The following is a 22,418-nucleotide window of genomic DNA, read 5'->3' as shown; positions in this document are numbered from 1 at the left end:
GGTCCCGGAGATCACCTGGGGTGCGGGGGCCCCGGGCAGGCGTGCTCGTCTGGGGCGTCCGCCCTGAGCCGAGGGTCCTGCCTAAGCGTCGAGTCCAGCCGTCCCCTTGCATACGTCCAGGTCAACGGGGGAAGAGCGTAGTGCAGCTCATCGTTGCCATAGTGGACGATCTTGAGGAGGTAGCTGTTGACGAACCGGTCGAGGATGCGCTCGACCGAGGGGATCTCCCACCCGAGCAGGTCCGCCACCGTCGTGGCGGTGAACTCGTCGGCCGGCAGCATGCTCAGCAGTCGAAAGACCGCCTGTTCGCTCCGGGTGAGCCGGTCGTACGCGGCGTCGTAGCCGGACCTCACATCGAGGTCGCCCAGCCGGAGTTCGCTCAGGATGTCGCTGGACCTCGCCAGTTGGTCCGCGACCCGAGTGAGCGGCAGCCCCGGCATGGTGGCCACTCGGCCGCCGATACATCGCAGCGCAAGGGGTAGCCATCCACCCAGCTCTCCCAGCTTGTCGGCCGCCTGCGGCTCTTCGTCGAGCCGTTCACGTCCGATCAGACTGGCGAGAAGGTCGATTCCCTCCGTGCTGTCCAGCACATCGAGGTCCACGCTCTGGGCTCCGGCCAGTCCGTGCAGCCGACGGCGACTGGTGATGATCACCGCACACTCGGGTCCGCCCGGCAGCAGTGGACGGACGTCCGCCAGCGTCGCCGTGTCGTCCAGCACCAGCAGGACCCGGCGCGCCGCCGTCGTCGAACGGAAGAGCTTGGAACGCTCCTCCAGTTGCGTCGGAATCAGGGTGTCGGGGATGCCCAGGGACCGCAGTAGTCCATGGAGCACCTCCCGGATGTCCCGGGGTTCGTCGCTCGATCCATGCAGTTCGACGTGGAGCTGCCCGTCCGGGAAGAGGTGCCGCACCCGGTGGGCCAGATGGACCGCCAGTGCCGACTTGCCTACCCCCGGCATGCCCGCGATCACGACGACACGAGTCGCCGCGTGCCGTACGGTCCCGTCCTCCGGGGGGAGGAACTGGAGCATGAAGTCCTCGATCACCGGCGCCCGGCCGGTGAAGTCACCGACGTCCGCGGGGAGTTCCGCGGGTGCCGGCGTGGCCGACTGCCCGGCGCCGCCGCGCTCGTCGGCGTGGGACAGCGGGGGCGATGCCACCGGACCCGTCGCCCTGACGGGGCCGTGGGCGCTTTGGGCTGACGCACCGGCGGCGTCACGTTGGGCCGGAACCGAGGCGAGCAGATGGTCTCGCTCCGGTGCTTGGGTGGCCGGCGTGCGCTCCTCCACGTCGACGGCGGTTCCCCGCGCGGCTCGTGGCCCGACCGTACTCGTCGCGGCACCGTCCCGAGACACCGTACGGATCGTCTGCCGGGCGTCGAACGGAGGTCCGACGGGTGCGTCGGCGAGCAATGCCTGGTGCAGTTGGCGCAGTTCCTCGCCCGGTTCGAGCCCTAGGTCCTCGACCATGTTCTGTCGCAACAACCGGAAGACCTCAAGGGCCTCGTGGCGCCGCCCTGATCGATGCAGCGCGATCATCAGCGAGGCATGGAGATGCTCGTGGAGTGGATGGGTGAGGATGAGTGACTTGAGTTCGCTCACCAACTCCCGGTGGTAGCCGAGTTGGAGATCTGCCTCGATCCGCATTTCCAGTGTCCTGGCGCGGAATTCTTCCAGCCGTGTCGCATAGGAGGAAAGGAGCGCCCCCCTGTCCACATCGACGAGCGCGGGCGCCCGCCAAATCGACAGTGCTTCGGCGAGGGATTCGCGAGCCCGTACGGGATCGCCGTTCCTCAGTGTCGCCTTGCCCTCGCCCGCTGCCTTTTCGGCCCGGTGGAGGTCGACAGATGAGTTGGGTATGTCAAGGACATATCCACCCGGTCGAGTGTGAAGAACCTCTGCGCCCCCGTGGCGAACAAGGATCTTGCGGAGTTTGTAAATGTAGGTCTGAAGAGTTGTTAGCGCGCTGGTGGGAGGGCCGCCCTCCCACAATTCATCGATCAATTCGGATGTCTGGACGACTGCGTTTCGCCGCATAATCAAGAGTGCGATTACTTGGCGAGGCTTGGGTGCTGTAGGCGCAACGTTCTTGTCTTTCTCCAGCATCCCTAAGGGCCCGAGAACTTGGAAATCCATTGTTCCCCCAGTTGCACACAACGGTGGCTCGATCCGCTGTCGAAGCGAGATGCGTTGAAATTCAACCACCCATCGAGGTTGGTGGCCTCAATGAAGCGATACATCGCGACTCGCTGCAACTTGACTCTAGATTTGGTCGACTAGCTTGTCAATGTTCAGCCAATGGGAACGTCAAGGATTGGTAATTCGATTGACGACACGCCGAAGCGCGTGCCGGAAGCGCTGGGCCCGGGGCATGTGCAACCGACATTTCCCGGGAGAATCCGCGCGGAGCGGGACAGACCCCAGGGCCGCCGTGCGGCCGTCACGGGCAGGACTGCTCACAGGCCCCGACGGACAGCCGGCCGATGGTGTGAGGTGAGTCGTTCGAGGACGGGGACCACATCCGCGGGCGCAGCGGTCGCAGCCATCTCCCGACGCAACCGACGGGCATGGCGCGCCGGAGCCGGGTGCTCGACGACCCGGCTGACGAGGTCACGCAAGCCCGCCGCGGTCAGACGCGCGGGATCGGCGACCTGGAGCCCGGCACCGGAGCGTTCCAGGCCCTCGGCCCGGCGCGCGCTGTCCCACAGCACGTCCGGCAGGATGATCTGCGGGACCCCGTGGGCCAGCGCCGACTGGAAGGTACCCGCCCCGCCGTGGTGCACCACGGCGGCACAACTGGGCAACAGGGCGTCCAGCGGAACGAAGTCCACCACCCGAACCCGTGCGGGCAGCGTCCCGAGCGCATCGCGCCGCGCCGCGCCGACGGTCGCGACGACCTCGACGTCCAGTGCTGCGACGGCGTCGAGGATCTCGGCCAGCGACACCCGGTCCCTGCCCAGGGTCTCCAGCAGCGACAGCCCGAGAGTGACGCAGACCCTGGGGCGCCGCGGCGGCTCCAGGACCCAATCAGGCAGTACGGCGGGCCCGTTGTACGGGACGTAGCGCATCGGCACCCGCACCAGATCCGTCGGCAGTGCCAACGAGGTGAGAACCGGATCGATGGTCCACTGCCCCACCACGGCCTCCTCGGTGAAGCGGCAGCCGTACTCCTCCAGGGTCCAGCCCAACCACTCCGCCATCGGATCGTCCCGCAGCGCGGGTATCCGACGCTCCAGCACCCGGTTGTAGTGGTGGCGCAGAAAGCCGATGAGATCGAGGCCGAAGAGCAACCGGGCGTGCGCCGCGCCCGCGGCCATCGCCGCGACGGGGCCCGCGAAGGTCATCGTGTCCCACACCACGAGGTCCGGCCGCCACCACCGCGCGTAACGCACCAGGTCGTCGATCATCTCCGGATCGCACTGGGTGGGAAATGCCCCCGCTGCGAGGGCCAGTTGCCTGCGGTGCATCAGCTCGTACGTGAGCCGCTCCGGCCGGACTTCGCTGATGTCGGTCAGTTCCAGGTAGTCCAGGGACTCCGGCCCCTCCCGACCACTCTCCAGCGCTTCGCTCCGGCGCTCGTCCAACTCCTCCACCAGGGCTTCCTGGTTCAGTGGAGCACCCACCGGCACCGCGGACAGCCCGGCCCGCAGCACGTGTTCCACGGCATCGGGCTGGGTGGCCACGCGCACATCGTGACCCGCAGCGCGCAGTGCCCATGCCAGGGGCACCTGGCTGTGGACGTGCGTACGCGCCGCGAAGGTGGTGAACAGCACGCGCATGGCCTTCTCCCGACCTCTCCCCGCCGTGTGGACCGGTCCGCTCAGCGACCAGCTCAGTGAGCCGCCGAGTGACCTGCTCGGCCTGCGATCTCCTCCGCGTACGCCTTCGCATACCCCATCGTCGCCGTGCTGTTGCGGCCGAGCGCCTCCCGGATGAAGGTGCGCGCCTCGGTGACGCCCGCCGCTGCGCCCAAGACCCCCGCGATCGCCTCCGGGTTCACGACCACCGTGTGCGTACTGGTGATCTCCGTCTCCTCGCCGACCTCGCGGATCAGCCACTCACCGGTGTGCGCCGACATCAACACCGGTGTCTGGAGCTGCTTGTAGACGATCCGGTCATGGGGGAAGCAGATCCGCACCGACCGGGTGGTGTGCGTGGAGCCGTCCGCGGTGCGGGTGTCCATCTCCAGCACCTGCTGCCTTGGGACGTCCTCGGTGAGGGACACCCGGGCCACGTGCGGCAGCCGCTGTTCCCAGGCGTCCGCCCGGTCGATGAAGTCGTAGACGTCCTTGGCGGCACCGGCCACCCGCAGCGAGTCCGAGAACGTCAGCGTCAGCTCGCCGCGCTGCGTCCGCAGTTCCGCGGCGGCGCGCAGCGCGGCCAGTTCCTGGCCGCTGTTGCGGTCCACCGCGTGTTGGATCCACTCCACCTTCGCCGGGTCGTCGCCGATCGCGCTGAAGTCGTGCAACAGCCGGACCAGGGTCGCACCGGACGGATCGCTCTCGATCACCCATTCGCCGCCCATCGCGGCCACGGGAGGCGCGGACACCTCCTGACGGAACCGGACCCGCAGCCGTTTCCGGTCCAGCTCGCGCAGCGAGGTCCAGCCCTTCACCTCCCCACCTGCGGTGGCCCAGATCCGGATGCGTTCACGGTCGCCGTCACGTTCGGCATCGACGTGGACGCACGGCGGGAAGGTCTCCGGCCAGCCGGTGACGTCCTCGATCAGCGCGAACACCACATCGGCCGGGGCGTTCACGGTGATCCGGTGCTCAGTGTGATGGGTCTGGGGCTCAGTCATCTTCCGGTCCTCTTGTCTCACCCGTCGCTGCCACGGTGGTCGGTCGTCCTCCGGTCGGCTCAGTAGTTGCCTAGCCCGCCGCAGACGTTGAGCGCCTGTGCGGTGATGGAGGCGGCCGTGTCGCTGACGAGATAGCCGACCAGACCGGCCACCTCCTCGGGTGTCGAGTACCGGCCGAGCGGAATCTTCGCCTCGAACTTGGTCAGGACCTCGTCCTCGCTGGTCTCCCAGAAGTCGGCGTACCCCTGCCGCACCCGCTGGGCCATCGGCGTCTCGACATAGCCGGGGCAGACGGCGTTGACGGTGACCCCCGACTTCGCCAGCTCCTGACCCAACGCCTTCGTGAAGCCCACCACACCGTGCTTCGAGGCGGAGTACGGGGCGCCGAACATCACCCCCTGCTTGCCGCCGGTCGAGGCGATGTTGATGATCCGGCCGCTGGTGCCCTCCAGCATCCGGCCGGTGGTGAGCACCTCGCGCGTCACACGGAAGACACCGTCGAGATTGGTCGCCATCACATCGCGCCACAGTTCGTCGGTGAGGGTCGACGTCGTACCGCCGCCGCTGCGACCGGCGTTGTTGACCAGGATGCCGACCGGACCGTACCGCTCGACGGCCGCCGCGACGAACACGTGCACATCGTCGGTGGAACGCACATCGCAGGCCCGGCCGTCGACCTCGTACCCCTCCTTGCGGAACCGCTCGATGGTCGTGGCGACGTTCTGTGCGTCACGGCCGCACAGAAAGACCCGGTGCCCCTGCTCGGCCAACAGGGCGGCGACCGAGGCGCCGATTCCGCTGGTCGCACCAGTCACGATGGCGACCTTCAGTTCCTTGCTCGTCATGCGATCCCCGTTCGTGGAAGTCCCTCGGTGTTCCTTCGACGTCCCTTGGGTGCGCGCTCAAACGGAACGCCGATGGCCCACGCTGTCAGGGGCCGCTCGCGGCCCACTTGACCCGTCCGCCACTTCCGCTCCGACGATGGCCCAGCGATCGTCGAGACGGTTGCGAGACGGGCGGACCACACTCGCCGGGCACGGACGTCCGAGCGACCCAGGGGAGACGCCCACGTGAGCAGCACGAGCAGTCAGCACGACGGCACGCCCATCGACCGTTTCCTCCGGCTGGTCGACCTCGTCACACCGACGTCCCTGCGGGTCGCCGCCACCCTGCGGCTGGTGGACCACATGGCCGCCGGGGCGCACACCCCCAAGGACCTGGCACGGGCCACCGGCGCCGACGCCGGTGCGCTGCACCGCCTGGTGCGCCACCTCACCGCCGTCGGTGTGTTCGAGGAGAGTGCCCCCGGCCGGTTCGGCCCCACCGAACTCGGACTGCTGCTCGCCGACGACCACCCGCTCCAACAGCGCTCCTGGCTCGCGCTCGACCAGATCATCGGCCGGGCCGACCTCGCCTTCACGCAACTCCTGGAAGCGGTCAAGACCGGACGCCCCAGCTATGAAGCCCTGTACGGCAGGCCGTTCTGGGACGATCTGTCGGCCAACCCGGAGCTGGGCGAGTCCTTCGACGCACTCATGGCGACCGAGGAGGAAGCGGTCGACGAGGGCTTCATCGCCACCTACGACTGGAGCGGCGTACGGCACGTCCTCGACGTCGGCGGTGCCCCCGGCGGATTGATCCAGTCGATCGTGCGGACACTGCCCGAGGTGCGCGGCACCCTGCTGGACCTGCCGTCCCCGGCCGACCGGGCGCGTGCCAAGATCGCCCAGCGGGGGCTCGCGGACCGCATCGACGTCATCGGCGGCGACTTCTTCGACGAACTACCGGTGACCGCAGACCTGGTCCTGCTCTCCATGGTGCTGTTGAACTGGCAGGACGACGAGGCCCGACGCATCCTCAAGCGCTGCCGGGACGCCCTGGAGCCGGGCGGCACCCTGATCCTGCGCGAACGCGCCGAACCTTCGACCGACGCCACGACGAGCACCGCCGACCTCCACTTCAGCCTCCTCGACATGCGGATGCTGGTGTTCCTCGGCGGTCGGGTACGGACGACGGCCGAGTGGTCCGAGCTGGCGGCTTCCGCCGGGCTCGCCATCACCTCCCTCGTCACCCCCATCACCTCGCCCGTCGTGCCGTTCGACTTCTGCCTGATCGAGATGACCCCCGTCGATTGACGGGGACGGAACCAGAGCGCCCGCGAGAGGGAACCCCGCATGCCCGAACGGATCGTGACCACCGACGACGTACAACTGTGGAGTGAGGACCTCGGAGACCCTGCCGGCCCACCGCTGCTGCTGATCGCCGGAGGGAATCAGTCCTCCCAGGCGTGGCCCCGGGAATTCGTCGACCTGCTGACCGCCGAAGGACTGCGGGTCATCCGGTACGACCACCGGGACACCGGGCGCTCCACCGTCCGTGACTTCGCCGAACACCCCTACGGCTACGCGGAGCTGGTGCGGGACCCAGTGGCCGTCCTCGACGCCCACGGCGTCACCGCCGCGCACGTCGTCGCCATGTCGATGGGCACGGTGATGGGACAACTCCTCGCCCTCGACCACCCCGAACGGCTCCTCAGCATGACCCTGATGCTCGGCGGCGGACTGGACATCGACTTCGACGGCAACATCGAACGGGCCTTCAACGGACAGCCGTCCGTCGACGGTCTACCCTTGCCGCAGCAGCCGTTGTTGGACGCGCTGGCGTTGATGTCCGAACCCGCCGAGGGCCGTGACGCGGTACTCGATCTACGGGTACGCCGGTCGAAGATCTTCTCGGGCGACAAGGTTCCCTTCGGCACGGAGGACTTCCGCCGCTGGGAGGAGCGGGCCGCCGACCACGCCGGCACCATCGCCGAGCCCGTCGCCCACCACCAACTGGCCTCCCACCCCCGCGAGCGGGCGGTCGAACTCGCCGAGGTACGGGTGCCGACCCAGGTGATCCAGGCACTGGAGGACCCCATCTCCCCGCCGCCGCACGGCAGGCACCTCGCCGGACTCATCCCGGGCGCCCGCCTGGTGGAGATCCCCGGCATGGGGCATGCGCTGCCCCGTTCCGTCCACGCCCCGCTCGCCGAAGCGATCACCGCCCACACCCGCGCCGCCGCCCGGCCCTGACCCGGCGCCCAGCACCAGGAGATCCGATGTCACCACAGGAGAACAAGGCACACGCCCTGCGCATGGTCGATGCATGGAACCGGGGCGACCCGGACGCCGTCATCGCGTACTGGGCCCCGGACGCCGTCCACTACGACGAGGACGGCGGCCGGATGCCCGCCGACCAGATCGCCGACATCATGCGCGGCACCCTGGACTCGTTCCCCGATCTGCGCCTGGAGGCCAAGAGCATCGTCGCCGAGGGCGACCGGGTGATGCTGCGGATCACCGCCACCGCGACCCACCGGGGCGATTTCATGGGCGTACCCGCCACGGGCGCCCCGGTGTCCTGGCACTACCTCGAAGAACTCCTCTTCGACGACCAGGGTCGGGTCACCGCACACTGGGACGTGATGAACTTCGGCCCCCTCTACCGGGTCCTGGGCCAGATACCCGACGGGCTCTGAGCTGATCCCTAGCCGTGGAGCCCGGTCAGGAGACGGGCCACATCAAGACCCGTGGTGAGGTAGTTCCTGAACGTCACATTGTTCAAGGCCCACGGGGATCGGTTCTCTTGAACGAGGCGGATCGCCGTAGTCGGCTCCTGGCCCAGGTGCACGAGGGCCTGCGCCACCACGAGTCCGGAGCGGTTGTAGCCGGAGTGGCAGCGGACAAGCGTGGTGCGCCCCATCTGGACGGCGTGCGCGGTGGAGTGTGCGAGGCGCTGGACCGCGGCGATCTGATCAGCGGTGAGCGGGTCGTCGGGAATCTCGGCGACGAGGTGCTCGATGCCGAACTCGGGCCCATGGCCGGAGCGGGTGAAGAGGCTGACGACGAGGTCGAACTCGGCGCCGACGATGACCGGCTGGAGCTCGCCCGCGGGATCGGTCCAGTAGTGACCGCCCATCCACAGCCCTGGCACGATCTCGTCCCAGCGTGCCTGGGGCCCAGGCATGTCTCGGTCGCGCTGACGTGTCCTCTTCACCGGGTTCTCCCTCCCCGGAGGGCCAACGTGCCGCCGGGGCAGCAGGGTTCCCGGGGCGGCCTCCGACGTGGAAACGAGTTGCCCGGGCCCGCAGTGAGCGGGCCCGGGCTCCTTGCGCGCTCCGGTCGTCTCAGCCTGCCAGCGCCACCAGCCGTGACACCAGATCGGCCGGGGTCGGCATTGTTTCGACCATCTCCTGACGCAACGCGCTCGCCGCGGTGCGCAACTCCCGGTCGTTCAGCAGTCGACGGCATTCCGCGCCCCCGATCGTGGTCGCATCAGCCGTGAATCCCGCCCCGCTGCCCACCAACACCGCACTGTTGGCCTGCTGGTAGGCGCCGTCCGGCAGCACACACTGGGGCACCCCCAGCCGCATGGCCGTCAGCAAGGTGCCGGAGCCGGCATGGTGGACGATCCCCGCACAGGTCTCCAGCAGCGGCGCCAACGGCACCCACTCCACGGTCCGTACGTTCTCCGGCAACTCGCCGAGGAGCTCCACATCGCCGCCGCCCAGCGTCAACACGAACTCGGCGTCGATGCGCGCGGCCTCGGCCATCAAGGGGGCGAGCATGGTGATCCCGCCCCACTGCGCGCCGATCGACCCCAAGGTGACCGCGATCCGGGGCCGCTCGGACGGTGTGAGCAGCCAGGCGGGCAGTGTTCCGCCGCCGTTGTAGGGGACGTAGCGCATCAGCCACTCGTTCTCGGGGCGCTCACCCCCGGGCAGCAGGTGCGCCAGCCGGGCCGGGACCGAGCTGATCCGCGCGGTCGCCCGGGGCGTCGCGCTGATGCCGTGCCGTGCGTAGTCCCCCTTCATGGCCTCCCGCAGCAGCCCGGCCAGCCGCGGGTCGCTGTCGGCCGGGCCCAACGGCAGCTCCACGCACGGGATGCCGAGCGCACTGGCGGCGAGCGCACCCGCGCCCTGCGCGGCCGAGTGCACGATCACATCCGGGGCCCAGGACCGTGCCGCCTCCAACACCCCGTCCACCTCGGCACCCGACACCCGGCCGAAGAGCTCCGCGAGGAACTCGACCCCCGCGTCCTTGACGTACATCGGGTCCTCGGCGCCCTCGGGCACCCAGATCTTGTCGTAGTCGAGCCCCGGGGTGACGTCGACGGCGGGCAGGCCCGCATCCGTGACGGCGTCCAGCGCGGCTCCAAGCGCATAGCGGACCTCATGACCGGCTGCGAGCAGCGCGTGGGCCACCGGAACCGTCGGGAAGGCGTGACTGAGTACGGGAGAGGTGACGAACAACGCGCGCATGGTTCCCCTGTCGACGAACTGCTGGGTCCGGTGAGCGTCGCAGCGGCCTCTCGCGGTGTGGCTGAAGAACGGTGGAGACACAGCGCACCCCGGTGGACCCGGCTCCAGCGGCCCACCGGAATCTCTCGTGGCGCACGCGGCATCGTGATCGTCCGGCGGACCCGTCACCAGGACAGCGGACGACCGCCCGGCCGTGGACCCGCGCCACATCCCCCGGGGCGCGGGCCACGGCTGCGGGACAAAGGCGCACCTGCGTGACAAAGGTTCACAAAGACTTACAACGTGTGGAGGAGAGACCATGGCCATACTCGTCACCGGCGCGACCGGACACGTCGGCCGCCACGTGGTGCGACGGCTCGTCGCCGCCGGCCAGCCCGTCCGAGCGCTGACGCGCGATGTCGGCCCGGCCAAGTTCCCCGCTGAAGTCACCGTCTTCGAGGGGGATCTGCTCCAGCCGGCCACGCTGCGCGCGGCGCTGACCGGGGTGGAGCGGATGTATCTCTTCCCCGTGGCCGAGACCGCGCGGGAGGTCGCCCTCCTGGCCGCATCGCTGGGGGTGCGCAGGATCGTGGTCCTCTCCTCCGACGCGGTCACCGACGGAAGTGACCCGAGCGGGCACCGAGACGTCGAAGAGGCGGTGGAAGCGGTGGAGGAGGGCGGAGTGGAGTGGACCCATCTGCGGCCCGGCGAGTTCGCCGTCAACAAACTCAGTCTGTGGGAGCACTCCATCCGTACCGGGGCGGTGGTCAGGTCCGCCTATCCGGGTGCCATGGGCGCGCCCGTCCACGAGGACGACGTCGCTGCCGTCGCGGTCGCCGCCCTGCTGGAAGAAAGCCACCGGGGGGCGATCCTTCGGATCTCCGGGCCCAGTGCGCTCAGCCAGCGCGACCAGGTCCTCGCGATCGCACGGGGGCTCGGGCGGGTCATCGCCTTTAAGGAGGTCTCGCCCGCCGAGGCCCGTGCGGACATGCTGGCCCAGGGTTTTCCCGCCGACATCGCCGACTACATCCTCGCCCACCAGGCGACCTGGGCTGACCAGCCGGCGACCGTCCACCCGACCGTGGAGCAGGTCACCGGGCGCCCCGCCCACGACCTGGCCCGCTGGGCCGCCGACCATCTGATGGACTTCCGGTGATCGCGACCGCCCCCTGATTTCAGGGCCCCGTCCAGCCCCTGACCCTGGACAACCCCGGGCCCTGGACAACCCGAACACCAGCGACCGCAGTTTTCAGCGCTTCCGGTCTTCAGTGACCGTGACCCCAGCTTCCAGTGATCGAGCGGAGCCCATCGATGCGCGTACTGTTCGTCACCCTCGCCGCCTCGACGCATCTGCACGCCCAAGTACCGCTCGCCTGGGCACTGCGGGCCGCGGGGCACGACGTCTGTGTGGCGAGCCACCCCGATGTGGTCGACGACATCGTCCGCAGCGGTCTCACCCCCGTGCCCATCGGCGAGCCCATGGACATCGGCCAGTGGGCGGACGTATCACCGCTCACCGAGGAGGAGTTCCACGACGAAGCCAACATCTGGGATGCGCGCGGCGGCGTCAACTGGGAGCTGTTCGACCTGTGCGAGATGCGACCGGAGAAGCTCACCTACTCCCATATGCACGCGGTGTTCAGCGCCTGGATCGGGGCCAGCTTCCAGGAGATCTCCTCGCCTCAGGTCATGGACGACCTGGTGTGCTTCGCTCGCCAATGGCGTCCCGACCTGGTGATCTGGGATCCGCTGACCTTCGCAGCCCCAGTCGCCGCGCTGGCCGTCGGCGCGGCCCACGCGCGCATGATGTTCGGGTTCGACGTCATCGGCCGCATGCGCCAGAGCTACCGGATCGCTTTGGAGGAGCGCCCCGCCGCTCTGCGCGATGACCCGTTCGAAGAATGGCTCGGTACCGCCCTGGCCAGGTACGGCGTCGCATTCGACGAACAGGCCGTGCTCGGACAGTGGACCGTGGACACGGTTCCCTCCTCGATGCGGCTGGAGGTCGACCATCTGTACGTCCCCATGCGGTACACGCCGTACAACGGTCGCTCCACCGTTCCGCCCTGGCTGTGGACCCCGCCTGAGCGCCGCCGGGTCTGTCTGACCCTCGGCCGCTCCTTCCGCGAACTGATGGGGGGAGACCGCGCCGATGTGGGGGAGTTGCTCCGGGGCGTCGCCGATCTGGACATCGAGGTGGTCGCCACCCTGAACGCCGAGCAGCTCAGCTCGCTGCCGTCGCTGCCCGACAATGTGCGCGCGGTGGACTTCGTCCCCTTGGACGCGCTCCTGCCGAGTTGTTCGGCGATCATCCACCACAGCGGATCAGGGACCACGCAGACCGCACTCGTGCACGGAGTGCCCCAGGTCATCGTGCCGGCGAACATGATGGACAACGTCATCAAGGCGCAGCAGGTCGAAGCCGCCGGGGCCGGGCTCCACGTCAAGGACACCGCCGCGCTGACGGCGGATTCACTGCGTGCCCTCCTGCTGAGGGTGCTGGACGAGCCGTCGTTCGCGGAGAACGCGGCAGCGCTGCGGCGGGAGATGCTCGCGACTCCCGCCCCCCGCGACATCGTGCCCGCACTGGAACGCCTCACCCGCCTAGGCCGCCGCCGCTGAGACCGGCCGCCGCTGAGCTGAGACCGGCCGCCGCCTCCATCGGGGGCGGCGGCCGAGCCGTGTCACGCCGGCGCGGCGGCCCGGCTCCGGTGCCGTGCGGTGAGCCGCTCCAACACGTCGACCACCTCGTTGGGATGCGGCGCGGCACTCACCTCCGCCTGCAACGCCTGTGCGCGAAGCCGGAACTCCGGCTCCTTCAGCAGCCGCAGCAGGCCCGAGCGCAGGCTCTCCGCCGACACTCCTCCCGCCGGCAGGAACAGCCCGGCGCCCAACTCCGCGAGCCGCTGTGACCGGTAGACCGCGTCCCACACCCGGCCCAGGGAGATCTGTGGCACCCCGCAAGCGGCGGCGGTCGCCCAGGTGCCGGCGCCGCCGTGGTGGACGATCGCCGCACAGGTCGGCAGCAGCACGTCCAGCGGTACATGGTCGACCAGCCGGACGTTGTCCGGTACCGAGGAGATCAGCTCCCGCTCCGAGGGGTCCACCGTGGCCACCACCTCGGCGTCCAGCCCGGAGACCGCCTCGAAGACGTCGTCCACCGAAAGGGTGCTGGGCGCCCCGGTATTGCGGGTGGTCATGCCCGCGGTCACACAGATCCGGGGCCTGGTGGGCGCCGATCGCAGCCACGGCGGGACCACCGTCGGGACCTGGCCGTTGTACGGGATGTAGCGCATCGGCACCAGGGGCTGCCCCAGGGACAGGCGTACGCTCGGTGGCATCTGGTCGATCGACCACTGACCCGTCACGACTTCCTCGTCGAAGACACAGCCATAGCGGTCCAGCGTCAGGCCCAACCACTCGCCCAGGGCGTCGTCATGCTCCGACTCGGGCCCCCGCTCCCAGTGCTTCCGCAGCAGCCGACGTGTGCTCATGAACATGTCCGGGAACGAGAGCAGCCGAGCGTGAGCGGCACCGCTGGCGCGCGCCGCCACCGCGCCTGCGAAGGTGAACGGCTCCCAGATCACCAGGTCGGGCCGCCACTCCCGGGCGAAGGACACCAACTCGTCCACCATCGACTCATTGTTGATCCAGGAGTAGAAGAGCGAGGTCATCACGGCCTCATGGCCCATCAGGAAGTCCCGGCTGAGCTGATCGTGGCGCCTCTCCAGATAGTCCGGGCGATCGTGCAGGGCCATCATCGGTCCGCCCACCGCGCCGAGCACGGTGTGCAGTGCCGGGTCCTCACCCACCGGTACCGCGGTCAGACCCGCGCCGGTGATGGCGGCGGTGAGCGCGGGTTGGGAGGCGATCCGCACCTCGTGCCCCGCGGTCCGCAGCGCCCAGGCCAGTGGCACCGAACCGCTGAAGTGGCTCTGCTCCGCGAAGGAGGTCATCAGTACACGCATGGTTCGACCCTTCAGCCGGTGGAAACGGGAAGGTGCAGTACACCGCCGGTCACGGGGGACCGCAGCCGGCGCAGTTCAGGGCCGGCTCGGCGCAGCTCGGGCAGTTGGGCGACGGCGCTGGCCACGACGGCGGTGGCCAGCGGCCTCACCAGCGGCTCCAGCGGGCCCGTGAACAGGTCGTCGGTGAAGGCGAGCAGCGGCGCTCCGGCAGGGCGGTCGAGGTCGAAGCGGTCCGGGTCGGGGTACGCATCGGGGTCACGTTGGGCGGCCTCCACCAGCACCACCACATCGTGGCCGGCTTCGATCGGCTGCCCGCCCAACTCGACGTCCTCGTAGGCGTACAGCTTCTGCATGCGCATCGGCGGGGAGTGGCGCAGCGCCTCCTGGACGGCGTCCGCCGCGCAGTCCGACTCCTCTCGGACCCGGTCCCAGGACTCGGCGTGGTCCAGCAGCAGTGCCACGGTCCGGGCCGCGGTGTTGGCGGCCATCTGTACTCCGGCGACGGCGAACAGCCCCGCGACCCCCCGGGCCGTTGCGCCGGCTCCGTTGCCCGCGGCGTCCAGCAACTCGCCGACCTGATCGACCGCGGTGATCAACGCCCGTGCCGTGGGGGTCCGCGGCGGACACACGGTCGCGTCGAGCGCGGGCGCGGTGTCCACGCACAGTGCGACGAACCGTTCCCGTTCGGCGGGGGACACACCGAGCAGCGCCGCCACCGCGGACGCCGCGACCGGATGCGCGACCTCGGTCATAAAGTCGAAGGCGCCGTCCTGTCGACCCAGCGCCTCCTTGCACCGTTCGGCGACCTCGGCGGCGAAGCCGGTGCCCACCGTGGCCCGGGCCAGGGTGCTCAGCTCCCGGTACTGGCTCCGCTCCTGTGCCAGGTACACCTCGTCCAGCGGTAGGACCCGGTGCAGGGCCGGGAGTTGCCACTCGTAGGTCGGTTCACCGTCGTTGCCCTCCGCCGCCACGGGGTAGCGGACGCCGAACCGGGGATCCCGCAGCAGTTCGGCGGCGGTGTCGTACTTCGCGGTCACCCAGGCGTCGGCCATGCTCCACATCACCTCGCCGTGTGCGCGGGCGTGTCGGCCGAGGTCGTGCGGGTCGTCGCTCTCGGCCCTCAGCAGCAGGGCGTAGGGGTCGTCCTTGATGCCGTAGATCCACTGCATGCCCCGGAGCGACATCAGCAGGGAGCCCAGCTCACTGTCGGTCTTGGTGGAAATCATGCGGTCGAAATTAAGCCGGATCGCTCTAGCTTCCCTCGACTCCCGCTGTGCTCCCCGAGCACTCCAACAGACCGTGCAGACACGCCACCAGACTGCGCGCCTGGACGTTGAGGTAGTGGCTGTGCCGCAACAGTTCGGTGAGCTGGTGGACGGCGGTCCAGCGGTAGTCGGGATACTCGATTTTGGTCGGAGCCACCTCCACGATCAGATACCGGTTGAGAGCGTGGTAGAAGCGTCCGCCCTCCTCCGACAGGACCGTGTCGTACCGGATCTGTTCGGGAGCGGCGGACAGAACGGTGTCCAGGAACTCCGGGCGGGCCGTGGTGGGCAGCGCCGCCAGACTGTCGGGGATGCACTGGACGGTCGGGGCGAGTTCGACGACGTCCAGGAATCCGGGCTCCACCCTGGCGTGCATCAGGGCGTGCAGCACACCGTCGATCTCGGCGACGAGCAGAGCGATCACACCCCGGCCGTGCTGGCGGATCATGGGCTGGGACCAGTGCGCCACCTCGCGGCCCCCCGCGGTCACATCCACGCCGATGACCGAGAAGAACTCACCGCTCTCGTGGGAGATCCGCTCGGGTGTGCGCTGCCAGCCGGACAGCCGGTCCAGCGGCAGGAGTCGGGCGCTCACCTCGGTCCTGGTGCGCATCTCCGTCATCCAGTGGAGCAGCTCGCCGGTCGGGTGCCGGCTGCCGGATGCCGTCGCACAGGAGCGGACCAGCGCGCCCCGAAAACCACTGCCGTCCGATCGTAGGACCGTGTCGAGTCCGGGGCCCGTCAGGGGCAGACAGGAGAGCACGGAACGCAGATCCATGTTCACGGTGTCCTCGACGGCCAGCAGTTCCTGGATCTCTCCGATGGTGAGCCAGATGAAGCCGTCCAGGAGCGGGACTTTCCCGACCGCCTCCACCACCATGTTGCGGTTGCGCTTGCGGTAGAACCAGGACCCCTGTTCGGACTGGCGCACATCGGCTATCTGGCGGTGGTGCCAGGGCTCGCGGAAGAACTCCAGATACGGGACGGGCTTGCCCTGGTGGACCCGGAGGTAGTTGCTCCGGGTCGCCTGGACGGTCGGTGCGAGTTGCAGCCCGTTGCGATTGCCCGGCTCGACCTTGGCCTGCACGAGGGCACGCAGCACCCCGTCGAACTCCTTGACCAGCAGCCCCAGCACACCGATCTCCGGCTGGTGGATCACCGGTTGCGTCCAGTGCTGCACCGGCCCGTGGGGACGGCTGGTCGAGAGCCCCTCCACGCTGAAGAACCCACCGCTGTTGTGGTGGAGGTTGCCCGTGTCGGGGTCCTGCCGCCAGCCCTCCAGCTCCGCCAGTGGCGCCGGTCGCACCCGGGTGTAGGCGCGTGCACCGAACTCCTCGAACCACTGGCGGAATCCGGTCAGCGGCCCGCCGTCCGCGCCGCGTTCTCGTACCGACTCACCGAGCCGCAGGGCGATGTCTCCGAGGTCGCCGCCCACCTCTGTCGCCGGACCGGTGGCGGTGAGCGCCGTCATGCCGACCTCAGCGCCCGGTCGAGCTTCAGACAGGTCTGGTAGTCGGGCAGCAGCCCGGCCGCCAGGGCCTCCGCCAAGGTGGGGGCGGCCTGGTCGCGTTCCGAGAGGATCGGGGCGACGTCCGTGGGAAGCGGCAGCCCGAGGGTCGGGTCGAGGACCGACAGGGCGGCTTCGTTCTCCTGTACGTACTCGCCGGAGAGCATGTACGACACCACCGTGTCGTCCTCCAGGGCGATGAAGCCGTGGGCCATTCCGACCGGGAGGTACACGGACCGGAAAGCCTCCTGATCGAGCAGTGCGGAGTCCCACTGGCCGAACGTCGGGGAACCCACCCTGATGTCGAGCACGATGTCGAGTGTCCTGCCCCGGGCGCAGTAGACGTACTTGGCCATGCCCGGCGGCGTGACGGTGTAGTGCAGCCCGCGCACCACACCGCGGCGTGAGCGGCTGTGGTTGGTCTGGGCGACCGGGAACAGCTTGTGCCCGGTCGCCGCCACGAAGGCGGCCTCCTGGTAGGGCGACACGAAGATGCCGCGGTCATCGCCGAAGACCCGGGCCTGGAACTCGAATCCCCCCTCGACGCTGAGGGCGCGCGACTGCATGGTGATCGTCATGATTCGCTCCGATGAGGCTGTGAACGGTGTTCGTCAGTCAGGCGTTCGAGGGTGGGAACGATGTCCCGCGGCACCGGCATGGCGAGCATCTCCCTGCGCACCTTCGCCGCGGCGCGGGTGAACGAAGGGTCGTCCAGTACCCGGGTGATCAGCGCGCGCAGCGAGTCGGCGGTCTGCGGTACGTCGTCGGGCACGGCGAGCCCGCTGCCGCTGGACTCGATGTAGCTCCGTTTGGCGGCGCCGTCCCACAGCGCCGCCGGGAAGACGATCTGCGGTACGCCGTGGAGCTGCGCGGTCTGCAAGGTGCCGGCGCCGCCATGGTGGACGATCGCCGCACAGGTCGGCAGCAACGCGTCCAGCGGGACGTGGTCCGCCACTCGGACGTTGTCGGGAATGCGTGCGGTGGGCGGGAGTTGGGCGGCGCTCAGGGTGGCGATCACCTCGATGTCCAGATCGGCGACCGCCTCCAACAGTTCGGCGACCGGCGCGTGGTCGGCCCCCAGCACCTCCCGACCGGCCTGACCGAGCGTCACGCAGACGCGTGGCCGTTTCACCGGCTCGTACAGCCAGGAGGGGATGGAGGAGGCCCCTCCGTACGGCACATAGCGAACGGGAACGTGGTCGCCGCCGGCCGGCCCCCGCATCGAACCCGGGATGGGGTCGATGGTCCACTGCCCCGTCACCGCCTCCTCGGAGTACGGGACGGAGTAGCGCTCCAGGGTCCGGCCGAGCCAGCGCTCCAGAGGATCGTCGCGCTCGCCGGCCGGTCGTGCGATGAGGGACTTCCGGAAGGCCGCATGGCTGCGCCCGATGAGGTCGAGGCCGAACAGCAGCCGTGCGTGCGCCGCCCCCGTGGCCATCGCGGCAACCGGTCCCGCGAAGGTCTGACAGTCCCAGATGACCAGGTCGGGGCGCCAGGAGCGGGCGAACTCCACCAGGTCGTCGATCATGGAAGGCGGTGACAGACTCGGATAGACGTAGCTCGTCAGCGCCTCGAACGCATCATGGAGGTAGTCATGGGTCAGTCGCTCCGGATGCGTCCCGGACAGATCCGTGAGGTTGACGAAGTCGAGGTCCTCCTCGGCGAGCGGGACGTCTCCGACGTCCCGCTCCCGGGTCATGCCGTTCATCTGCTCGTCCAGGCGTAACTCCGCGCCGACGGCAACACCGGTGAGACCCGTGTGACTGATGTACTCCACGAGATCCGGCTGGCTGGCGACGCAGACGTCATGCCCCGCCGACCGCAGCGCCCACGCCAGCGGGATCTGGATGTGCAGGTGTGACGTCGCTGCGAAGGTCGTGAACAGGACCCGCATCAAGACTCTCCTCTTCTTTCGCCCTGAAGCGTGGGTCACCTGCCTCGCAGTCCGCTCAACGACCGCTGGATGGCCGCCCGGTCAGGAAACGCCCACACCGTCCTCCTGGAGTTGCCGGTGCTGCTGACTGACCGTTGCGATCCTCAGCGCCGCCACCAGATCCCGGTAGAGGTCGTCGGACGCGAGCAGTTCGTCATGGGTGCCGGAGGCCCGACAGAGGCCGTTCTCCATCACCATGATCTGGTCGGCCTCCACCACCGTGGAAAGCCGGTGCGCGATGGTGACCACCGCTCCGCGCTCGGCCACCCTGACGATGGCGTCGTGGATCGCCGACTCGGTGAGGCCGTCCAGTTGTGCGGTCGCCTCGTCCAGCAGCAGGATCTCCGGCTCGCCCACCAGGGCCCGCGCCAGGGCGATGCGCTGTCGCTCGCCGCCCGAGATCTCGCTGTCGGACAGGGTGGTGTCCAGGCCCTCTTCCAGTTCCCGCACTCTCTCGTCCAGTCGCACCGCACGCAGCACCGACCAGAGGTCCTCCTCTGCGGCCTCCTGGTGGTTGTAGAGCAGGTTCTCCCGCAGGGTGCCGGGAACCAGGGGGGTGTCCTGTTCGACGTAGACGATCCGCTTGCGCACTTCGTCGAGGTCGTAGTGGTCCAGGGGGACACCGTCGAGGCGGACCGATCCCTCGGTGGGGTGCAGGAAGCGCAGCATCAGCGAGAACATCGTGGTCTTCCCCGCGCCGGACGGGCCGACGACCGCGGTGTGGCCGCGCCGTGCGATACCGAGGGAGACCCCGTTCAACGCGGTGCCCGCGTCCGGTCCGTACCGGGCGACGACGTCGTGGAAGGAGAGCACGGGGGAGGCCGGAGTGCGCTCCGCCGGTGCGACGGCTTCGTCCGCGGCGGGCACGACGGCGGGCCGCCGCTCCTCCGGCAGGTCCTGGATCTCCTTGATGCGAGCGGCTGCCACCAGACCGGACTGGAGCAGCGAGACGGTCTGGGTCAACTGGGTCACCGGCTCCACGATCCAGAAGGCGTAGAGCAGGAACGCCACCAGACCGGAGACCGGCAACATGTCCTGGCTGACCCGCCAGGCCCCCACCGAGAGGATCATCAGGATCGCACCCTCGAAGCCGACTCCCGCGAGCGTCCAGGTCAGCGATTCGATGCGGACCGCCCGGACGCGCTGGCGCGCCGACTCGCGGGCCTCGGCGAGTATCCGCTCGCTCTCCCGGCCCTCCCCACGGCTCGCCTTGACGGTACGGATCGCCCGCAGGGCGCCTTCCAGCACTCCGCCGAGCCGTCCGATCGCGGCCTGCGCCTGCTCCTGGGCCCGCGCCAGCGGCGGCATCAGCAGCCCGATGGAGATGGCCATGACCACCAGCGTGCCCAGCATCACGAGCAGCAGCACCCAGTCGAGCAGGGCCATCAGGACCAGCGCGCCGACGATGGTGATGACCGCACCGAAGAACTCCAGGGCGGTGGAGGCCGCCGCTTCGCGCAGCAGCACCGTGTCCGAGGTGACGCGGGTGATCAGCTCGCCCGGCGAGCGTCGGTTGAGGACTCCCAGCGGTGCGTGCAGCAGCCTCTTGACCATGGAGGTGCGGGCGTCGAGCACGATCTGCTCGGCCAGTTTGCCGAGCAGGACCGCCTGGAACAGGCCCACCACGGCGCCCACCACCAGCAGCCCCACGAGCAGCCAGATCGCCGCGGCGATCGGCTTCGACTCGGCGAGCCCGTCCAGGATCCACTTGGTCGCCATCGGCGTGGTGAGCATCGCGGCCGTGGTGAGCGTGGTGAGGACGAAGGCGACGAGCAGGGTCCATCGATGGGGGTAGACGAACGACCAGAGCACCCGGAGGTTGGCCCAGCGCAGCGGCGGCGCCTCGGTCTCGGAGACATCCGGTTCGGTCACGGGAGGGGCCTTTCGTATGGAGACATAAAGATTTGCGGCGTTTCACAGGGATTCATGAAGATTCACGGAGATTCACGGGGATGTGCGCGGTGTCGTGGGGAGTCATGTGGAGCGGCGGCGGAGAAGGCCATCATCAAAATGGGACACCGAAGTCCCAAGTTAGCATGTGATGAATCCGCTATGGGAGTTGTCTGCTAGCTTTGGGTACGTGAGTGACATCGCCGGGGAGTCCGGAACGCGGAACCGTACGCGCCGCGCCATCTTGGGTGCCGCTGCCGAAGTGCTCGCCCGGGACAGGACCGCCACGCTGGCCGACATCGCCAAGGCGGCCCAGGTCGGGCGCAGCACGCTGCACCGCTACTTTCCCGACCGGGACGACCTGATCCACGCCGCAGTGGCCGACTCGTATCTGGTGATCCAGCAGTCCATCCAGGACGCGGCGGTCGACCAGGGGACGGCCGTGGAGGCGATGCGCCGTCTCATCGCGGCGATCGTGGACACGGGGGGCCGGATGCTCTTCCTCTACGGCGACTCGCGCGTCCTGGAGGACTTCGCGGCGCACGACGGCGGGGATGGCGGGGCCGATGCGGCTGAGGGGGAGCCCGACACCGCTCCGGACTCGGTCTCCTCGATGGTGGTCGACCTGATCCGGCGGGGTCAGTCGGAGGGCGCGTTCGATCCCACCCTCGACGTCGACTGGGTCCAGGACGTGATCTGGGCCCTGGTCTACACGGGCTGTGAGGCCGCGAGCCGGGGCACCCTGCCGCGCCACGGTGTCACCACCGCGGTGGTCCGCATGTTGGAGAACGGAATCCGCGAACAGTGAGCCAATCGAGAGGAAGCACGACGTTATGGCAATACTGGTGGCCGGTGCGACAGGAAACGTCGGTCGGCATGTGGTCGGACGGCTGATCGAGGCCGGGCAGGACGTCCGCGCGCTGACCCGCCGTCCGGGGGCCGCCGCACTACCCCCCGGGGTCCAGGTCTTCGAGGGGGACCTCACCCGCCCCGAGACCCTGCCGCCCGCCCTCGAAGGGGTGCGCACCATGCTGCTCTTCCCGGTCGGGGAAGCCGTGGACGAGGTGGTCGCCCTGGCGGTGAAGGCCGGGGTGCGCCGGATCGTGGTCCTCTCCTCAGCCGCCGTCACCGCGGGCTACGACACCGAGTACCACTACCCGGTCGAGCAGGCCGTCGAGCGGTCCGGGCTGGAGTGGACCCATGTGCGGCCCGGTGAGTTCGCGGTCAACTCCCTCTACCTCTGGGGTCCTTCCGTCAAGGCGGAGCGCCGTGTGGTGGATATCGACCTCGACACCCCCGGCACCCCCATCCATGAGGCGGACATCGCGGAAGTGGCCGCAGCCGCATTGATGGACGACCGGCACGCCGGCAAGGCGTACGACCTCGCCGGCCCGGAGGCCCTGACCCACCGCGACCAGATCGCCGCCATCGCCGCCGCCATCGGTGCGCCACTACGCGTGGACGAGGTCGAGCCCGAGGAGGCCAGGGAGTTCTACCGGGCTCAGGGCGGTTGGGCCGCGGAGAACGCCGACTTCCTGTTCGGCTTCGAGGACTACTCGGGGGCGACGACGGACCCCGGCGAGACGGCTTCCGGCGAGGACCAGCAGCGCGACGAGCAGTCGGAGGACGGCACGGGGGAGGAGCAGACGTGGGAGGAGCCGGACATCTCCTGGCTCACCTGCGCCGACATCACCGGCGTACCCGCCCGCACCTACGCCGAGTGGGCCCGCGACCACGTGGACGACTTCCGCTGATCCTCGGGGCGGCGGGGTGT

19 protein-coding genes are annotated in these 22,418 nt (G+C 69.3%); 7 read left to right on the top strand and 12 right to left on the bottom strand.

Annotation, left to right across the window (positions count from 1 at the left end):
* Window positions 1-11 precede the first annotated feature (11 nt).
* From OID54_RS06805 to fabG, 4 genes are all read right to left on the bottom strand, one after another.
* Entirely contained in the window at window positions 12-2,105 is a 2,094-nt protein-coding gene (locus OID54_RS06805; protein ID WP_329015406.1) for an AfsR/SARP family transcriptional regulator, read from the bottom strand.
* Between the two features lie 350 nt (window positions 2,106-2,455).
* The gene (locus OID54_RS06800) at window positions 2,456-3,778 is read right to left on the bottom strand and encodes an activator-dependent family glycosyltransferase (RefSeq protein WP_329015403.1); all 1,323 of its coding nucleotides are present in this window, start codon (window positions 3,776-3,778) and stop codon (window positions 2,456-2,458) included.
* A gap of 53 nt (window positions 3,779-3,831) precedes the next feature.
* Entirely contained in the window at window positions 3,832-4,800 is a 969-nt protein-coding gene (locus tag OID54_RS06795) for an aromatase/cyclase (RefSeq protein WP_329015401.1), read from the bottom strand.
* Window positions 4,801-4,859: 59 nt separating this feature from the next.
* Window positions 4,860-5,645, bottom strand: a complete 786-nt coding sequence (fabG, locus tag OID54_RS06790) for a 3-oxoacyl-ACP reductase FabG (RefSeq protein ID WP_329015398.1) — start codon at window positions 5,643-5,645, stop codon at window positions 4,860-4,862.
* 225 nt (window positions 5,646-5,870) lie between these two features.
* Here fabG and OID54_RS06785 point away from each other — a divergent pair, with 225 nt between their 5' ends.
* The 3 genes from OID54_RS06785 to OID54_RS06775 are packed head-to-tail and all read left to right on the top strand — an operon-like array spanning window position 5,871 to window position 8,320.
* Window positions 5,871-6,935: a methyltransferase gene (locus OID54_RS06785; RefSeq protein WP_329015395.1), complete on the top strand. Its 1,065-nt coding sequence runs from the start codon at window positions 5,871-5,873 to the stop codon at window positions 6,933-6,935.
* A 39-nt stretch (window positions 6,936-6,974) separates the two neighbouring features.
* On the top strand, window positions 6,975-7,874 hold the full coding sequence (locus tag OID54_RS06780; protein WP_329015393.1) for an alpha/beta fold hydrolase: 900 nt from the start codon (window positions 6,975-6,977) through the stop codon (window positions 7,872-7,874).
* Between the two features lie 26 nt (window positions 7,875-7,900).
* Window positions 7,901-8,320 carry an ester cyclase gene (locus OID54_RS06775; protein WP_329015390.1) on the top strand — a complete coding sequence of 140 codons (420 nt, stop codon included), beginning with the start codon at window positions 7,901-7,903 and terminating at the stop codon, window positions 8,318-8,320.
* Window positions 8,321-8,328: 8 nt separating this feature from the next.
* Here OID54_RS06775 and OID54_RS06770 read toward each other — a convergent pair whose 3' ends face one another.
* On the bottom strand, window positions 8,329-8,838 hold the full coding sequence (locus OID54_RS06770) for a protein-tyrosine phosphatase family protein (protein WP_329015387.1): 510 nt from the start codon (window positions 8,836-8,838) through the stop codon (window positions 8,329-8,331).
* Between the two features lie 130 nt (window positions 8,839-8,968).
* Window positions 8,969-10,102 (bottom strand): nucleotide disphospho-sugar-binding domain-containing protein, encoded by a 1,134-nt coding sequence (locus OID54_RS06765; RefSeq protein ID WP_329015385.1) that lies wholly within the window; start codon window positions 10,100-10,102, stop codon window positions 8,969-8,971.
* Window positions 10,103-10,400: 298 nt separating this feature from the next.
* Here OID54_RS06765 and OID54_RS06760 point away from each other — a divergent pair, with 298 nt between their 5' ends.
* Together OID54_RS06760 and OID54_RS06755 are read left to right on the top strand one after the other, a co-directional pair.
* Window positions 10,401-11,237 (top strand): NAD(P)H-binding protein, encoded by an 837-nt coding sequence (locus tag OID54_RS06760; protein ID WP_329015383.1) that lies wholly within the window; start codon window positions 10,401-10,403, stop codon window positions 11,235-11,237.
* Window positions 11,238-11,392: 155 nt separating this feature from the next.
* Window positions 11,393-12,703 (top strand): activator-dependent family glycosyltransferase, encoded by a 1,311-nt coding sequence (locus OID54_RS06755; RefSeq protein WP_329015380.1) that lies wholly within the window; start codon window positions 11,393-11,395, stop codon window positions 12,701-12,703.
* Between the two features lie 62 nt (window positions 12,704-12,765).
* On the opposite strand, the gene OID54_RS06750 is transcribed toward OID54_RS06755, so the two are convergent.
* The 6 genes from OID54_RS06750 to OID54_RS06725 all read right to left on the bottom strand — a co-directional run bounded on the left by OID54_RS06750 (window position 12,766) and on the right by OID54_RS06725 (window position 20,626).
* Complete coding sequence (locus OID54_RS06750; RefSeq protein WP_329015377.1) at window positions 12,766-14,049, bottom strand: activator-dependent family glycosyltransferase; 1,284 nt, start codon at window positions 14,047-14,049, stop codon at window positions 12,766-12,768.
* 11 nt (window positions 14,050-14,060) lie between these two features.
* On the bottom strand, window positions 14,061-15,275 hold the full coding sequence (locus tag OID54_RS06745; protein WP_329015374.1) for a cytochrome P450 family protein: 1,215 nt from the start codon (window positions 15,273-15,275) through the stop codon (window positions 14,061-14,063).
* 25 nt (window positions 15,276-15,300) lie between these two features.
* A complete protein-coding gene (locus OID54_RS06740; RefSeq protein WP_329015371.1) occupies window positions 15,301-16,785 on the bottom strand; it encodes an NDP-hexose 2,3-dehydratase family protein in 1,485 nt (494 codons plus the stop codon).
* Entirely contained in the window at window positions 16,782-17,399 is a 618-nt protein-coding gene (locus tag OID54_RS06735) for a dTDP-4-dehydrorhamnose 3,5-epimerase family protein (protein WP_329015368.1), read from the bottom strand. The genes OID54_RS06740 and OID54_RS06735 overlap by 4 nt, the downstream gene beginning before the upstream one ends.
* Window positions 17,396-18,715, bottom strand: coding sequence for an activator-dependent family glycosyltransferase (locus tag OID54_RS06730; protein ID WP_329015365.1), 1,320 nt, complete (start codon window positions 18,713-18,715; stop codon window positions 17,396-17,398). The genes OID54_RS06735 and OID54_RS06730 overlap by 4 nt, the downstream gene beginning before the upstream one ends.
* An 81-nt stretch (window positions 18,716-18,796) precedes the next feature.
* Window positions 18,797-20,626: an ABC transporter ATP-binding protein gene (locus OID54_RS06725; protein WP_329015362.1), complete on the bottom strand. Its 1,830-nt coding sequence runs from the start codon at window positions 20,624-20,626 to the stop codon at window positions 18,797-18,799.
* A gap of 208 nt (window positions 20,627-20,834) precedes the next feature.
* On the opposite strand from OID54_RS06725, the gene OID54_RS06720 reads away from it, so the two are divergent.
* On the top strand, window positions 20,835-21,452 hold the full coding sequence (locus OID54_RS06720) for a TetR/AcrR family transcriptional regulator (RefSeq protein ID WP_329015360.1): 618 nt from the start codon (window positions 20,835-20,837) through the stop codon (window positions 21,450-21,452).
* 25 nt (window positions 21,453-21,477) lie between these two features.
* Window positions 21,478-22,398: an SDR family oxidoreductase gene (locus OID54_RS06715; protein WP_329015357.1), complete on the top strand. Its 921-nt coding sequence runs from the start codon at window positions 21,478-21,480 to the stop codon at window positions 22,396-22,398.
* Window positions 22,399-22,418: the final 20 nt, after the last annotated feature.

This window comes from Streptomyces sp. NBC_00690, from assembly GCF_036226685.1.
Classification (GTDB): Bacteria; Actinomycetota; Actinomycetes; order Streptomycetales; family Streptomycetaceae; genus Streptomyces.
The sequence above is the reverse complement of the archived record's forward strand: the minus strand, read 5'-3'. Positions and strand labels throughout refer to the sequence as shown.